Annotated in this window: 10 protein-coding genes and 1 pseudogene; 4 read left to right on the forward strand and 7 right to left on the reverse strand. The window is 44.1% G+C overall.

Features of this window, described 5'->3' with window-relative positions; genetic code table 11:
• Positions 1-12: 12 nt before the first annotated feature.
• Positions 13-1,284, forward strand: a complete 1,272-nt coding sequence (gene purD, locus DWX33_RS09250; protein WP_122369503.1) for a phosphoribosylamine--glycine ligase — start codon at positions 13-15, stop codon at positions 1,282-1,284.
• A pseudogene (locus DWX33_RS09255) lies at positions 1,285-3,889 on the forward strand (family 78 glycoside hydrolase catalytic domain).
• A 63-nt stretch (positions 3,890-3,952) separates the two neighbouring features.
• On the opposite strand, the gene DWX33_RS09260 reads toward DWX33_RS09255, so the two are convergent.
• The 3 genes from DWX33_RS09260 to DWX33_RS09270 all read right to left on the reverse strand — a co-directional run bounded on the left by DWX33_RS09260 (position 3,953) and on the right by DWX33_RS09270 (position 9,569).
• Entirely contained in the window at positions 3,953-4,930 is a 978-nt protein-coding gene (locus DWX33_RS09260; protein ID WP_005863587.1) for an endonuclease/exonuclease/phosphatase family protein, read from the reverse strand.
• 74 nt (positions 4,931-5,004) lie between these two features.
• A complete protein-coding gene (locus DWX33_RS09265) occupies positions 5,005-6,516 on the reverse strand; it encodes a RagB/SusD family nutrient uptake outer membrane protein (RefSeq protein WP_233570152.1) in 1,512 nt (503 codons plus the stop codon).
• Between the two features lie 14 nt (positions 6,517-6,530).
• The gene (locus DWX33_RS09270) at positions 6,531-9,569 is read right to left on the reverse strand and encodes a TonB-dependent receptor (protein WP_005863583.1); all 3,039 of its coding nucleotides are present in this window, start codon (positions 9,567-9,569) and stop codon (positions 6,531-6,533) included.
• An 896-nt stretch (positions 9,570-10,465) separates the two neighbouring features.
• Here DWX33_RS09270 and DWX33_RS09275 point away from each other — a divergent pair.
• Complete coding sequence (locus tag DWX33_RS09275) at positions 10,466-11,482, forward strand: hypothetical protein (RefSeq protein WP_005860222.1); 1,017 nt, start codon at positions 10,466-10,468, stop codon at positions 11,480-11,482.
• Entirely contained in the window at positions 11,467-11,916 is a 450-nt protein-coding gene (locus tag DWX33_RS09280; RefSeq protein WP_005863579.1) for a YqaA family protein, read from the forward strand. The genes DWX33_RS09275 and DWX33_RS09280 overlap by 16 nt, the downstream gene beginning before the upstream one ends.
• Before the next feature lie 96 nt (positions 11,917-12,012).
• Here the strand turns inward: DWX33_RS09280 and DWX33_RS09285 are convergent, their stop codons facing one another.
• The 4 genes from DWX33_RS09285 to DWX33_RS09300 all read right to left on the reverse strand — a co-directional run bounded on the left by DWX33_RS09285 (position 12,013) and on the right by DWX33_RS09300 (position 16,000).
• On the reverse strand, positions 12,013-13,287 hold the full coding sequence (locus DWX33_RS09285) for a lipopolysaccharide biosynthesis protein (RefSeq protein WP_122297289.1): 1,275 nt from the start codon (positions 13,285-13,287) through the stop codon (positions 12,013-12,015).
• A gap of 3 nt (positions 13,288-13,290) precedes the next feature.
• Complete coding sequence (locus tag DWX33_RS09290) at positions 13,291-14,346, reverse strand: M20 family metallo-hydrolase (RefSeq protein WP_057317251.1); 1,056 nt, start codon at positions 14,344-14,346, stop codon at positions 13,291-13,293.
• 1 nt (position 14,347) lies between these two features.
• Positions 14,348-15,268, reverse strand: coding sequence for a riboflavin biosynthesis protein RibF (ribF, locus tag DWX33_RS09295; protein WP_005860214.1), 921 nt, complete (start codon positions 15,266-15,268; stop codon positions 14,348-14,350).
• 228 nt (positions 15,269-15,496) lie between these two features.
• Positions 15,497-16,000 carry an RNA polymerase sigma factor gene (locus DWX33_RS09300; protein ID WP_036614544.1) on the reverse strand — a complete coding sequence of 168 codons (504 nt, stop codon included), beginning with the start codon at positions 15,998-16,000 and terminating at the stop codon, positions 15,497-15,499.
• Positions 16,001-16,166 lie beyond the last annotated feature (166 nt).

Below are 16,166 nucleotides of genomic sequence, written 5' to 3' on the forward strand. Positions count from 1 at the left end.
ATTAGAAGAGATATGAATATATTGTTATTAGGCTCTGGTGGGCGTGAGCATGCGATCGCTTGGAAGATCGCTCAAAGCCCGAAAGTTGATAAGTTATTTATCGCTCCCGGTAATGCGGGAACAGCGTTGGTAGGAACCAACGTGGATATTAAAGCGGATGATTTTGCCGCTATCAAGGATTTTGCGTTGGCGAACCAAGTGAATATGGTCGTGGTAGGTCCCGAGGATCCATTGGTGAAGGGTGTTTATGATTATTTCAAGAAGGATGAGGCATTAAGCTCCATCCCCGTGATCGGCCCGAGTGGGGAAGGTGCCCAATTGGAAGGTAGCAAGGATTTCGCCAAGGCGTTTATGATGCGTCATCATATCCCGACCGCTCGTTATAAGAGTATTTCCACTGAAAACCTAGAGGAAGGCTATGCGTTCTTGGAATCTCTTTCCGCTCCTTATGTATTGAAAGCGGATGGATTGGCTGCCGGTAAAGGGGTACTGATTATCGATAACTTGGAGGAAGCCAAGAAAGAGTTGGGAGATATGCTGGGCGGAATGTTTGGCGACGCGAGCAAGACGGTAGTGATCGAGGAGTTCTTGGATGGTATCGAATGCTCCGTATTCGTCTTGACGGATGGCAACGATTACAAGGTGCTTCCGGTAGCGAAAGATTATAAGCGTATCGGCGAGGGCAATACGGGTTTAAACACAGGTGGAATGGGAGCTGTTTCCCCGGTTCCTTTCGCTGATGAGGTCTTTATGGCGAAGGTGGACGAGCGTATTATCCGTCCTACCGTAGAGGGATTGAAAGCGGAGCATATCGATTATAAAGGTTTCATCTTCTTGGGTCTGATCAATGTGAAGAATGAGCCGATGGTGATAGAATACAATTGTCGTATGGGCGATCCGGAGACAGAGGTAGTCATGCTTCGTATCCAAAGCGATTTGGTTGATTTGCTGGAAGGGGTAGCGGAAGGCGATTTAGCGGCTCGTACATTGGTACAGGACCCTCGTGCGGCGGTTACGGTTATGTTGGTAAGCGGCGGTTACCCGGAGGCTTACGAGAAGAATAAGGTAATCACGGGATTGGATGGCGTATCCTCGAACAATATAGTGTTCCATGCCGGAACGAAGCTGGTAGACGGCCAGATCCTGACAAATGGCGGCCGTGTGATCGCGGTCAGTTCGTATGGAGCTAATAAGGAGGAGGCTTTGGCCCAATCTTTCGCCGGAGCTAAGCAGATCGATTTCGATAAGAAGTATTTCCGTCGGGATATCGGATTTGATCTGTAAATGACAATTAGAGAGAATATGCGTATGAAAAAACGAAAACTATTGCTTTTAGGGGTTGTTTGTGCGGCTCTCTATGCATGTTCGACCGATCAGACGAACGAATCGGGGAAGCGTGTCTCCGCATTGGATGATGCCGCTTGGAACCATTCCGAATGGATATCCGTGGCAAATGCACCTGTCATAACGGGTGAGATCAACGGATCGAATGAACGTGCGGCCGATGGTGCCGCTTGGTTCGTGAGTGTCGTAAAGAATGAAAAAGAGATAAACTCGGCACGCTGGATGACCACGGGCTTGGGTGTGTACGAGTTATACGTGAATGGGAAGTTGATCGGAGAAGAGATTCTCAAACCGGGTTTTACGCATCCCTACAAGACGAAGCGTTCGTTTACGTATGAGGTAAGCAATGCCCTGTCGAAACAGGCGGGAGCGGAGAATGTTTTCGCTGTGCAGGTGACACCGGGATGGTGGGCCGATAAGATCATCACATACAGCGGCCAGCAAGGAATGGTGGGTACCAAGGTCGCTTTCCGTGGAGTGCTTGAGCTTACCTATGCGGATGGTAGCAAGGCGTACTTAGGTTCCAATACGAGCGATTGGAAAGCCGGGATCGCCGGACCGGTCAAACATGCCGCTATCTTTGATGGTGAGGAATATGATGCCCGTGAGTTACCGGGATACGATACGCTCGATAAGCTTTCGACACCGGAAAAGAATACGGAATTTGAGGGAGAGATACTTCCTTCAAATGGAGGTGAGGTCTATTTTCGTGAAGATTTGGCGCTTTCTCCTCAAAAGGCCTATCTATGAAGGGGTCACCGGAGAGAGTGAAGATGCTTATGGAAAGGTTGTTATAACGAAAGAATATGCGGCTGGCGAGGAAATGGTAGTTCATCCGGGCGAGACACTTGTCGTGGACTTTGGCCAGAATTGTGCGGCAGTTCCTGCTTTCGAGTTCATGGCAAAGGAGGGTACCCAACTAAATTGTCGTCCTTCTGAGATATTGAACGATGGAAATGGTGCGAAGAGCCGAGGAATGGATGGGCCTGAAGGTAGTTGCCATCGCTTGAATCTACGCACTCCGGATACCGGGATGTTACTCGACTATACCTTTGCGGATCATAAGGACTATACGACCTATCGCCCTCATCGCACGTTCTATGGTTATCGCTTCGTATCGATCACGGCCGATCAGGAGGTGCGTATCCGGTCGATCCAGTCGATTCCTGTCTCCTCGATTACCCAACAGATGGAGACCGGATCAATAACGACCGGCAACAAACTGGTCAATCAGTTGATCTCAAATACCCTATGGGGACAACGTTCCAACTACCTCTCGGTTCCTACCGACTGTCCGCAGCGCAACGAACGGCTGGGATGGACCGCCGACACGCAGGTATTTGCTGAGACTGGTACTTTCTTTGCCAATACCGCTGATTTCTTCCATAAATGGATGCGTGATATGCGTGACACACAATCACCAACCGGTGCGTATCCCGGTGTCGCTCCATTGGCTCAATACGGTGCGTCTCCTACTGATATGAACCGCTTGGGCTGGTCGGACGCGGGAGTTATCGTGCCTTGGGTTGTCTGGAAACAATTTGGCGACACTCAGATTATCGATGAGAACTGGGCGGCGATGGAGAAATATCTCAATCATATCAACGAGACCAAGTATGACCATCATGCCCTTAGCGCGGAGAATGGCAATTACCAGTGGGCCGACTGGCTCAGTTACGAGCCGCTTGAGAGTTGCAGCGGCCGACATACGGCGAAGGATGGATCCGGAACGCTTCCGGAAGCCTATGATTATTGGAATTATCTAAGCGCGAATTACTGGCTTATAGATGCCGGAATGATGAGCGATATGGCTCGTGCGACGGGACGGGATGCCGAGAAATACGAAGCGATGGCTGCTCAAGCGAAACAGTATATATTGGATAAATTCTTGAATGCTGACGGAGAATTTAAGACGGCGATATTCAATACCATGCAGACGCCTGCCCTATTCGCCTTGAAGAACAAGCTGGTCGAAGGGGTAGCCAAGGAGAACATGATGAAACGACTGCGTGACAACTTCGCCGAGCATGGCAATTGCCTTCAGACAGGTTTCTTGGGTACTTCCATCCTGATGCCTACGCTTACGGAGAATGGAATGAGTGATATCGCTTACGAGCTTCTTTTCCAGCGCAAGAATCCGAGTTGGCTGTATTCGGTAGATAATGGGGCGACAACGATTTGGGAGCGTTGGAATAGCTATATGCTTGATAAAGGCATGGGACCGCAAGGCATGAACAGCTTTAATCACTATGCCTATGGATGTGTATGTGAATGGATGTGGGAGACCATGGCTGGTATCTCTGCGGATACGTCGGAGCCAGGATTCAAGCGCATTATCATGAAGCCGATTCCCGATAAGCGTCTGGAGTTCGTAAATGCGGAGTACAATTCGGCGGCAGGGATTATCAAGAGTTCTTGGAAGTATGAGGGAGACCAGTGGATTTGGGATTTCACCATTCCCGAAGGAGCGGTCGCTCTCGTGACACTTCCGGGCGAAAGCCAAGCTCACGAGTATCGTGCGGGTTCGTATCAGATCGTTAAATAAGTAGCTTATACTTACCCAAGTTTACATTAAAGTTTGTAAGCTTGGGTAAGATTATTGATAGTATTATTTTAATTTACTCAGATCAAAATCAATAATAATCGGACGATGATCGGATGGCCACCAGAAATTAGATAGCTCTTTCGGGTCACGTACAGGCTTCGTGTACTCATCTGTAATTACGTCTGCATACTGGATTATGTCAAACAAAGGCTGTGTACAATATACGTAATCAATGCGGGCTTCTTTACCGGTTGTTGTCTTAAATTCATTTGGATACTTCTTAGCGATGACATCTACATAAGGTGTTTCTTGAGCGATATAGTCTTGCGTCAAAAACTTAGGACTATCTTCCGGATATCGATAGATGGCGTTGTCTGTGCGATTGCGGCTGTTGAAGTCACCCATCATCATCCAATATTCGTTGGTAGCATTCGTGCTAGTACCAATGGTGTGCTTACAAATATACTCTATTTCCATGCGACGGTATTTATCACCACCGTTTTCAGCTTTACTTGCTTCTTGGTCTTCAGTGCGAAAAGCCCATTGTTGTGGCCATGTGTGTAGTGTTACTATATTTAAAACCTTTTCGTCTACAATGATCTTTGCCCAACCGGCACCGTGGGTTACTACTTGGTTTGGCTCCTCACCTATTATTTTTTTTATATTTTCGATCGGATACTTAGAGGTGATGACCTGCGGGTAATTATCCCGATGTCCGCCTATGTACCAGTAAGGGTGTCCGTACCGTTTGGCTAATACTCCCCAATTATCTACCAGAAAACGTTCTTGGGAATCCAAAGGATCCGCGGTACCATTTTTATAGATGCTTTGAGCCTCACACCATACGCAAATATCAGGATCTTGTTGTTTTACCCAAGTCGTGAATTTCTCGTAATTATCATCTTGTCCACACCACATACCGTTTTGTATATTCCAGTAGAGTAGACGTAATGGTTTCTGTTCTTTTTTTTGTCCGCAAGAGATTAAGAGAGTGGAGATGCAGACTGCGGATAATGTCTTTAAAAATTTGTTTCTGTTCATAATATATCTGATTTGTTTTGTCCCGGGCGTAAGTAACCCGGGACTGGTTTGTTACAAATTTATCTTTTTCTTTTTTAATTGGAGCTGGTATAACCCGGATTCTGATCTTTAACTTGATCCATTGCTTTGTTATAATTGAATTCGCTGTCTGGTATTTTCCATAAATAATGACGTTCTTGAATCTGTGTATATTCACCGGTCTCCACATTAAAGTACTTACCTACCAGTTCTTGAGCACGACCTTGACGGACTATGAAGTCCCAGTGCTTTGCCTCATTGAAGTGTTCATAAGTCTCTTCTTTTAATAGTAAATCCATATAAGCGGTCATACTGGCGTAATCACTCAACTTATAGTCCAGTTCAGCATTAGGTACTTTAGGATCTTTGCCATAGGCACGTCGGCGCAATTGGTTTAACATTTCAATGGATTCCATAGTTGGGGTATTGGCAACACGGGCACAAGCCTCACTGTAGATCAGCATAGCATCTGTATAGCGGATCAAAGGAATAGATACATTTGCGCCATTACCTTGTGCGTTCGGATCCGTATATTTTGTGAGTAGACAAGTATATTCACCGTAAGCGTCTTTGCCGAATACATAAAAACCTATGTTCATACCGTAACGTAGGTCATTCGTGTCCCAGCTCTTGATGATATGGTTACGCAGGTCTGTATAGTGCGTGTAATAGCCGTTACCATTTAACATGGTTTTACCGGGAACGAACTCATACTTTGGATGTGAGGTATAGGATAGGTAGTCCCATGTCTTACCATCAATACGTGAAGTCTTGATGTAGAATATCTCCTCTGTAGAGGTGGTCAAGTCTGCGCCAAATACCTTGTCAAAGTCACGTGGTTCCGCAACTTGTACTAATTGGTATGCACCACTGTTCACCACTTCTCCACTTAGCTTTTTTGCCTCGATATAATCTCCTGTATGCATATATACATCTGCTAGGCAGACCCGTACGGTATTTTTATCTGGAGTAGCCAAATAACGTTTTTTGTCAGGACAATTATCTAAAGCATATTTTAAATCTTCGATTATGAAGTTGTATACTTCTTCTTTGCTACTCTTGGGAATATTCCACTCTGTGATATTTTTATCTGTTTTCAAAGGTACACCACCCCAGTATTTCACGAGATTAAAGTAGTTGAAGCCTCGTAAAAAGCGTAACTCTCCCAGATAGGCCACCTTTTCCTCTTCGGTCATCTTTGTAGCGTTAGGTATCCGCTCGATAGCGGTGTTACAGAACATAATAGCCTTATAGAGGCTCTGCCAGTTTGAATCACTCCGATTCATATGTGTTGCGTTCACAAAGCCATTGTATTGTTTGTATGTTTGATAAACTCCTTTTGGATAACAATATTCTGTATTGATCTCTAATGTGGCGAAGAAGTTTGAATTATAGGCTGACCGCATTGCGTCTAACGGTGCTAATACCGCAGCATTTGCTTCTTCTACAGTATTATAAAATGTCTCGCTTGAGATCGAATAAGTATAATCGGTCTCATTTAAGGCGTTGTCACAAGCTGTTAGTAGAGTAACTCCGGCCATTGCGCTTATTATTATTAGATGTCTCATTGTTTTCGCTTATTTTAAAATTTAACACTCACACCCATGGAAAGGGTTTTACTGTTTGGATAAGTCAAATGGTCTATACCTGCATTCACGTCGCTGCCTTTTGAGCTAACTTCAGGATCTACACCTTTATACTTCGTTAATGTCAACCAGTTCTGTGCGCTAACGAAGATACGAATACCGTTTAGCCAATTTTTGGTAGCCCACTTGTCACATGGCAGATTGTAAGCTAAACTGATGTTTTTTAGACGCAGATAGGAACCATTCTCGATAAAGCGGTCAGAGTATTTCAGTGAACCAACGGCATTGATCTTGGGATAGGCAGCATGACTGTTGTCTTGACCTTCTCGCCAACTCTCGTAGTATACTTTACGCTCAATATTCATGCCTTGGCCATAGCTGTAGTTTCGCATCTCACTCAAGTTAAACACGTCGTTACCTTGACTGCCTTGTAAAAAGAAGTTGAAGTCCCAGTTCTTATAGCGGATACCACAGTTCAAACCATATGTAAAATCAGGGAAAGGAGAACCTGCGATGTAACGGTCTTCCGTATCGGTGTACTGGCCATCTCCGTTCATATCCTCATAAGATAAAGAACCGTTCTCGTCTAAACCAGTGTCTTTGTAGACATAGAAAGCTCCTAATGGCTCACCTTCACGGATAATTGTGATGGAACCAGATCCATAGTTGCTATAAGTTGTGCCAAGGATATCTTTACCATCAGCTAATTCTTCGACGCGATTCTTATTATGAGCTATATTGAACTGTAAGGTTAAGCCAAAGTCCTTGTTTTGTACCACATCACCCTCGATCAATAATTCGACGCCTTGATTGCTTATACTACCGATGTTACGTACGGTGGACTTGTAACCGGATGATGAAGGAAGTGATACTGTATTCAGTAGATCCGTGGTTTTCTTATAATAGTAGTCTGCGGTAATACGTAGACGTTGTTTAAAGAATCCCAAATCCACGCCGGCATCCCATTGCGAGGTCGTCTCCCATTTCAGATCTTCTGGATAGGTACTGCTGGGTGAGTAGTAAGGTACGTTCTCGCTTCCAGTAGCAGTCTTACCTGTGGTTAGTAGATTTTGTGTCATGTAGGGATCAATAGCTGTTGAGCCTGTCTTTCCATAGCCAACACGCAACTTCATGTTTGAAATACTTTCAAATTCTTTCATGAAAGGCTCTTCAGACACACGCCATGCCACAGCACCAGAAGGGAAATATCCCCATCTTGATCCTTCCGAATAGCGGCTTGATCCATCAGCACGGAAACTGGCTGTTACGAGGTAACGTCCTAATAAACTATAGTTGATACGCCCAAGATAAGACATCAAGACCCATTTGCTGTAGTTTGTACTTGGTGTGTTGGCTGTTCCTGCTGATGACAGGTTGTTCGTTTCTTGAACGTCACTCAAGAAAGTGTTGCCTGAGGCTGCGATCGATTTGTAAACATTTTGTTGGTAAGTAAAGCCGCCCATTACGTTAAAACTGTGGATGTTGTTTAACGAAAAATCGTAGGTCACGATATCTTCGTTAATGATGTTCGTACTACGCTTGTGGTTGACATCGGCAGTATTATTTTTGTAAATATACTTTTTGGTGGTGTAACCATCGTAGCGGGCATCAGATCCTTCCAATCCGAAACTGGTCCGTATGCTTAAGCCTTTAATCGGATTGAAGTTCAAGGCGGCGTTGATGTTGGTCAGATTTGTCACGGTTTTATAAGTGGACTCATAAGCCATACATAAAGGGTTCTTGATCTCATGGCTAGACCAGCTGTACCAAGAGCGTAGATCTTTATAATCTCCATTCTCATCATAAGGATAAAAGTTTGGTGAGGCGGAGTAAGCAGCACCAATCATAGATGAACCGCCATTACCACCTCCATCAGACTGGTTCATCTGGTTAATCATACTGTAGCCCATACTGACGGAAGCGGTTATCATCTTGCTCATAGTCATATCCAAACTACTACGCAAATTGTACTTGTTATAATAACTGTTCGGGATCAAACCATCTTTAGTCATGGCAGAGCCACTGACAAAATATTTTAGGTCATCGGTACCTCCAGATACATTGATGTTATGATTCATAATGGGAGCATTTTGAAAGAACTCTTTTTGCCAGTCCATACCTTTCCCCATGGCGGTTATGTCAGCTTCACTAAAGGGAGCGGTTTCCAGTATCTCTGCGTTTACAAGGTATTCGTTATAAAAACGGGCCCACTCTTGGGCATCCATCAAATCCAGTTTCTTGATTTGCTTTTGGAATCCATATTCAAAATCGTATGAGACTTTCGCTTTTCCACTTTTCCCTTTCTTGGTCGTGATCATCACGACACCATTAGCACCACGTGAACCATAGATGGCAGTAGCGGATGCGTCTTTCAAAATTTCCATAGATTCAATATCATAGGTATTGATAGAGGCTGTGCTGGCAGGAATACCATCGATAATGTATAGGGGTGAGTTGTCACCTTTGATAGAGTTTACTCCACGTATCCTAATAGAATAGTCTCCGGAAGGATCACCTGTATTTTGGGAGAGTACTACGCCGGGAACTCTTCCTTGTAAAGCCTGTACTGGGTTGGCTACGGTAAAGGCTGTCAGCTCATCTGCCTTCACGCTACTCACAGAGCCGGTTAGGTCTTTCTTCTTCATTGTCCCATAACCAACTACCACTACCTCATCTAAAGATTCCACATCTTCTTTCAGGGTAATATTAAGTGTATGTTGGCCTTTGACTGCCACTTCTTGTGAATTATAACCGATATAACTGATTTGTAGAATGTCGTTTGGCTTTACTTGTAAACTGAACTTTCCATTTAAGTCTGTTACTACTCCATTCGTTGTTCCTTTTACCAATACATTGGCTCCAATTACAGGTTCACCCATTCCATCGAGGATGGTACCGGTTAACTGATAACTGCCTTGTTGCTGGCTGATAGGTGCTAATGAAGACTCTGCCCAAGCTTCCTTTGGCATAAAGGATAAAGATGCCATCAAGCAAAAGGCTCCCAGAATAGGGACTACATGTTTGCAATTTTTCATAAATCGTTTTAATTTTTAGCTATTACAAAGTACGACTATTCATGTGACAAGTAGATTACATTAGAGTTGCATAGTAAGAAAGATTTTGAATCTAAGCGCTTTTATATGGTTTTCTCTATATTAAATCTTGCTCATAAATAATCAATTTAACATACGTTTAAGGGCTTATTCTTAACGTTAACAAAGTAGCCGTGAGGGCTTTGAGCAATTGTTTACATGAATTGTTAGAGGGAGTACCTCTTGATCCTGAATTACAAGTGGGATACGTTGGCTTGGATCTCATAACACCGACGTTGTGTACCCATAAGTCCTTTCCTGAATAAAGTTCCCTCTGTCTCCTATGGGTAATATAAATTTTTAGGTTTAAAACAAAGTAAGCGTGAGACTTGTTTTCTATTCATCTGATTCGGGTGTCTGGAAATACCTTGCAAGGATGAATAAGTAAACAATATTCCCACGCTGTAAAGTTATGTATTGGCATAGCGAATGCTTGCCGTGTACATGCACTAACAGAATGAGCGCTACATTGTCTTCATCCTCCTTGCTTGAAATTTTCCAGACTTCGAACCAAGGATAAAGCAAAAAACGCTTTCTTTTTATTTTTCTGACCGCTCTTTAGCCAGACAACACAAATATACGTTTCTTTTTGAACAATGCAACGCTCTGTGAGAATATTTTTCAAATGTAAATATAATATTTAAGTGATATGGTAAAAAGACATAGCTAATTTGCAGTTGGCTGCATTGACCAAGTCTGTTAGCTGCATCGGCCAAATCAGTTAATTGAAATGACAAGGTTAGTAAACTTTGTTGGCCGATGCAGTTTACTTGTTATATTTTCATACCTTTGCCACTTATTTCATTCCTTTAGGATGTGAATATGAAAGAATAAGGTATATGGCAAGAGGAACAACTTCATATTACGGACGTAGATATACTATAGCGACACCTATGACCCATTTGTACATGCTTTGCGCTTGTATTTTTTGTTGGATCGTGGGGTATGTGGATTCGGTAGGCTATCCCGTGTATGGAGAGGTGACGGCTCCTCCTTTATGGAATGCCCTTTGTCTGGTTCTTCCGGGTAAGTTGTTTACCTATTTGATCGGTTTTTTGCTGATGGCCGGTGGTGCGTTTCTGGTGCATCGGGTAAACTATGCGTTGATGTTGATTCGTGAGAAGACATTGCTTCCCTTTCTCTTCTATGCCTTGTTGACAAGTACAAACCCGGATTTCTTTCCCTTGAAATCAACATCTGTCGGGGTGTTTTGTTTGATATTGGCCCTTTATCAGTTATTTACCTCTTATCATGACCCGGACGCTACGGATAAGGCTTATAACGCATCCTTGATTATCAGTATCGGAAGTCTGTTGTGGATACACATCCTTTGGTTCTTGCCGCTGTTTTGGCTGGGGATGTATAATTTCAGGACATTGAATATCCGGACCTTTGTCGCTTCCTTGTTCGGAATCTTGACGGTTTATTGGTTTGTTTTCGGATGGTGTGTCTGGGAATGGGATTTCACGGCATTTACCATACCTTTCACCTCCTTATTCAAGATCCGTTTCCTTGCGGTACTAGGGACGGGAATTATAGATTGGATACAGATTGTTTTAGTGGCGGGATTAACGATCATTGCCTCATTAAACATCGTTACACATGAGTATGAGGATAATTTGCGTACTCGTCAGTTTCTTTCTTTTCTGATTGTCATGGCCATTTGGTCGTTTGGATTGTTCTTTATCTATGAGCAGTCGTCCGAGGAATTTCTGGAAATGGCCTGTGTTCCGGCGTCTATCTTGATCGCCCATTTTTTTACGGTGAACCGGGGGAAATATATCTTTTGGCTGTTCCATTTCTCGGTAGTTATGTTTATCGCATTATTAATGATACGTATATGGAATTTCTTATAGCCTACGGGTATATCGGGGTGTTTATCGCTTCTTTCTTAGCGGCTACGATCTTGCCGTTTAGCAGTGAGGTCGTATTGACGGGTGTATTATTGGCGGGTTCGGCTTATTGGCCTTGTATGATCGCCGCTACGCTTGGTAATTTCTTAGGTGGAATGAGCTGCTATTGGTTGGGGATGCTGGGAAAGGTAGAGTGGATCGAGAAATACCTCAAACTCGATCCGGTAAAACTACAGAAGGTGCAGGATTGGATCAAGGGAAAAGGCTCTTGGATGGGCTTTTTTGTTTTTCTTCCCGGTATCGGTGATTTTATCGCTGTCGCTCTAGGTTTCTTGCGGGCTAATATATGGGTCGTGGCGATCTCCATGTTCTTAGGAAAAGCGATCCGTTATTGGGTTTGGATGGAGTTTGTTTATAAGGTACAGTCTATGTTTTGATAACCCGAGACCTGTACCTTGCACGAAATCATTTCAAGCGTAATTGTCCCCTTTTCCGTGAACTTGATGGCGTTATCGATAAAATTCGTGATAGAATTACAAGGATTTTTGTATATGAATTCTGCAAGCTTGGAAGTCTTTTTTGTTCGGAAGGAACTCATTCCAGCGTGTAAGTGTTTGCCGGGAGAAGACCGTCAATGAGAAAACCAGCATAGAGGTAAAGGCGATACTGGTCGTGATAGCGGAACCTACGACCCCGTAAGACGGGATGAGTAGAAAGCCGGAGATTAATAAGGCAATAAGCCCTACGCACGAGCTTGCCGTACTGTACCGGATCTTTCCGCTGCCGATGAAATAATGGCTGATGATGCTGTTGCAGCCTAACGCTACGATTCCGATCGATAATCCGCCTATCACTTTACGTATGCCTTTGAACTCGGCGCTGAAAAGATAATCCGTATATATCCATTCCGGTACCAATAAGATACATCCCATCACGAGGGCTAAAGCGCAAAAGGTCAATTTGAAAAGCTGTAAGGTAATACGTTTTTGTTCCGTTGCCTCTGAGGTCTTGGCCACGCTACTGTATTCGATGAAACTTACGCTGCGACTAATATTCCATACACTCTCGGAGATCTTGGTCCCAGCATCTAGCAAGCCTACGCTTCCCAACCCGGCGAAACGTTGTATCAAGAAATAATTGAGTCGGGTAGTACAGGTTTCCGCCAACCCGTCTGCGCCGGCCCACAGGCCGTAGGCAAACATTTCTTTTAATAGACCGTAGAGTGATTTGCCGGAAGACCGGGATGTCTCCTTTAAGAAATAAGGAACAAGCATCGATAGGCTGGCAATAAAGGCTATGCCGTTCGTGACATATAATCCCCAGACATACGACCGTACGTCCGGGCGCTTCAATATATAATAGAAATAGAGTAAGACGAAAAATAGCAGTCCTCCTTGCAATATAAACGTGAGATTAAACCCTTTGATATTGTCTTTACCCAACAAGAAGCGGGCATTGGCGTTTACCGTAGAGCTCAAGATCGCCAACAAGAAGATATCCAGCCGATAGCCGGTGGATAAAAGCCCGGTAAGATACATGAAGCCGCAAGCTAGGGAAGAGCCGATAGGTGTCCACAGATATGCGGAAAGGAAAATTGTCCGCATGGAGTAACGATTCATGAAATAGACAATCGTATTCCCGCATAAAATCCCATTGACGATTACCGCTATATTTACCGAGGCCACGATCAACCCGATCATCCCCACGCCCTCGATTCCCAGCACCTTCGCGTTGATGAAGATCAGCGCTAGGTTAAGGAAAGCTATCAGATAACGCGAGCCTATTGTCCCCAGTATCTTTTTTAACATAAGCTATAGTTGTAATCCATTCAGTAACCTTACATAGGTATCGATCGCTTCCCGGATCTCCGGTCCCTTGATGTATTCGTCCGCGGAATGGGAACGTGCCGAGTTTCCCGGCCCTATCTTTACGGAGGGGAAACGCATCAAGGCTTGGTCGCTAAGCGTAGGAGAGCCGAAAGGCTCTTTTCCCATCAAGATCGCCCGTCGCACAAAAGGATGATCCAGATCCGTGCGGGTGGAGCTAAGGCGGAAGCTGCGGGCCTTGATCTCGCAATGAACCTTTTCCTTGATTAGCTCGAATAACTGTTCGTTCGTATAAAATTCGTTGGTGCGGATATCTACCGTGAATTCGCATTTATCGGGAACGACATTGTGTTGTGTACCGGCATGGATGATGGTGACAGTCATTTTCACCGGTCCGAGGAAGTCGCTTTTCTCCGGGAATTGATAGGTGCTGAACCATTCTATATCCTTCATCGCTAAAGTGATGGCATTGATGCCCTCATTACGTGCGGCATGTCCGGCCTTTCCGATAGCGGTGCAATCCAGTACCATTAACCCTTTCTCGGCTACGGCGGGTTGCATACCCGTGGGTTCACCTACGACAGCGAAGGAGATAGGAGGAAGCTCGGCCAATGCGCTTTCAATGCCATTCTTCCCGGATACCTCTTCCTCACAAGACGCAAGGAAGATTAGATTATAAGGTTGCTCTTTCTCGCTTAAGATACAGAAGGCTTCATAGAGGGAGACTACGCTCGCCCCGGCATCGTTACTGCCCAGTCCATATAATTGATCATCCTCGGTCTCTTCGGGAGTGAACGGGTCTTTGGTCCAACCGGAAGCGGGCTTGACGGTGTCTATATGGGAGTTGAGTAAAAGGGTCGGTTTACCGAAATCGAAATCCGGGGCGATGATCCACAGGTTGTTGCCTTTGCGGAACACCTTTTGTCCGGCCTTTTTCCATTCTGCTTGCAGGAAATCCGCTACGGCGGTCTCGTCCCGGCTGAAAGACGGACGGGAGATCATGCCTTTTAATAAATCAATCGCTTCGTAATATCTTTCCATATTATAATAAATTATTTACGGTGCATCTGTCTTTCTCCAGTTGGGCTTTCAATTCTTCTAAGGAATCGAATTTGATGTCTCCGCGTACGTATTGAACGAATGAGACACGAATGCTATCATTGTAGATATCTCCGGAGAAATCCAGAATGTTGACCTCCATGGATATGTCCTTCCCATTATTGAGTGTCGGACGGTCACCGATATAAAGCATTCCCTTATATCGTTCGCCTTCCACCTCCACCCATACGGCATATACGCCAATACCCGGAATGACTTTAAAAGGCTCATCTACCCGTATATTCGCCGTGGGAAATCCTAGCGTGCGTCCCACTTTATAGCCGCTGACGATATGGCCCAGCAATTGATAGGGATAGGTCAGTAAATAAGCGGCTTCCGCTACATTTCCGGCTTGAAGTAATTTCCGGATCTCGGAAGAGCTGACGGCCGTATTCCCTTCGTCATAGGGAGATGCCTTTAGCACCTCGATACCACATTCGGTGCCATAAACGACATATTGCTCGAAGCCATCCGTCCGATCGTGCCCGAAACGATGGTCATATCCGATCAATAAGGTCTTTACATGCAGGCTCTTCGCTAAAATAGAGGTAATGAATTCCTTGGCCGAGAGCCGGGATAGCTCGATCGTAAAATCCAATACGATGCAATAATCTACTCCGGTAGTCTCTAATTGCTGTAACTTTTCCTCGAAAGAATTTAATAGCTTCGGTTGGTAATCCGCGTGCAATACGGCCCGGGGATGTTCCGGGAAGGTGATAACGGCCGATGGCAGGTTACGTGCTTTGGCAATCTCTTTCATCTCGTCGATTAAGAAACGGTGTCCTAGATGCACACCATCGAAAAATCCGATCGTAGCCACCAGTTCCTTTCCTTTCAGTCTGTCAAAATCTCTTACAACAATCATTGCGCCTTATTCGTTTCAATTCCAATCGAAAGACAAATGTACGGGATAATTTTTAATAATCATGTTCTTATCTAAGGATACTAGGGTAGCCGTACCAAAATTTGTCTCCTTGTTGGATACGTGTCCGTAGTCCTGTCGGGTCTCCCCGAATAGGGTATCTATGTTAAAAGCTCCTATCTCTCTCACTTATGGAGAGAGATAGGAGCTTTTTATTTAATTAAAAGTTTATCAATGGAAGTCTTTTAACGTTTTCTGTAATTCCTGTCGGGCGAAAAAGATACGGCTTTTTATCGTACCTAGCGGTAAATTTAGCCGTTCAGCTATCTCGTGATATTTATAACCGCTCAGAAACATTGAGAAAGGAGCCTTCAAATCTGCGTTCAAGTTATTGATCGCCTCTGTTATATCATGAATTTGGCAGGTTCCTTCTGGTGAATCAAACCCAGAGTCGTTCAATACGTCTAGATTATATAGGTCAGCATCCCGATTGATCAGGGTTTGCTCACGTACCACTTTGTGATAGTTATTGATAAATATGTTTCTCATTACTGTAAGGACCCATCCTTTGAAGTTCACGTTGTCTACAAACTTCTCTTGGTTACTTAATACCTTGAGAGTCGTGTCTTGTGTCAAATCAAAAGCATCTTCCCGATTCGCTGTAAGCATGAGCGCGAAATTCATCATGTTTTCCTGCATGCTTAATAATTTCTTTTGAAATGTTAATGCGTTCATAGGTTACAAATTGAATAAAAACTTATTATTTATATCACTTATCGTCTTTTAACCATTAAAAGACTTAGCAAATGTATATATTCGGTACAATAACATGTAATTCTTTAATAATTATTGATGTTTAAAATTGTAAGTTAATAATTTCGCTGTAAAAATGGATGAAAAT

Origin of the sequence: Parabacteroides sp. AF19-14 (assembly GCF_003635485.1) — a bacterium.
In the GTDB taxonomy this organism is placed as follows: domain Bacteria; phylum Bacteroidota; class Bacteroidia; order Bacteroidales; family Tannerellaceae; genus Parabacteroides; species Parabacteroides distasonis.

Excerpts from the sequence above, each read along its gene's own strand:
- purD (WP_122369503.1), top strand. The coding sequence starts at position 13 with ATGAATATATTGTTATTAGGCTCTGGTGGGCGTGAGCATGCGATCGCT.
- DWX33_RS09260 (WP_005863587.1), bottom strand. The coding sequence starts at position 4,930 with ATGAACAGAAACAAATTTTTAAAGACATTATCCGCAGTCTGCATCTCC.
- DWX33_RS09265 (WP_233570152.1), bottom strand. The coding sequence starts at position 6,516 with ATGAGACATCTAATAATAATAAGCGCAATGGCCGGAGTTACTCTACTA.
- DWX33_RS09270 (WP_005863583.1), bottom strand. The coding sequence starts at position 9,569 with ATGAAAAATTGCAAACATGTAGTCCCTATTCTGGGAGCCTTTTGCTTG.
- DWX33_RS09275 (WP_005860222.1), top strand. The coding sequence starts at position 10,466 with ATGGCAAGAGGAACAACTTCATATTACGGACGTAGATATACTATAGCG.
- DWX33_RS09280 (WP_005863579.1), top strand. The coding sequence starts at position 11,467 with ATGGAATTTCTTATAGCCTACGGGTATATCGGGGTGTTTATCGCTTCT.
- DWX33_RS09285 (WP_122297289.1), bottom strand. The coding sequence starts at position 13,287 with ATGTTAAAAAAGATACTGGGGACAATAGGCTCGCGTTATCTGATAGCT.
- DWX33_RS09290 (WP_057317251.1), bottom strand. The coding sequence starts at position 14,346 with ATGGAAAGATATTACGAAGCGATTGATTTATTAAAAGGCATGATCTCC.
- ribF (WP_005860214.1), bottom strand. The coding sequence starts at position 15,268 with ATGATTGTTGTAAGAGATTTTGACAGACTGAAAGGAAAGGAACTGGTG.
- DWX33_RS09300 (WP_036614544.1), bottom strand. The coding sequence starts at position 16,000 with ATGAACGCATTAACATTTCAAAAGAAATTATTAAGCATGCAGGAAAAC.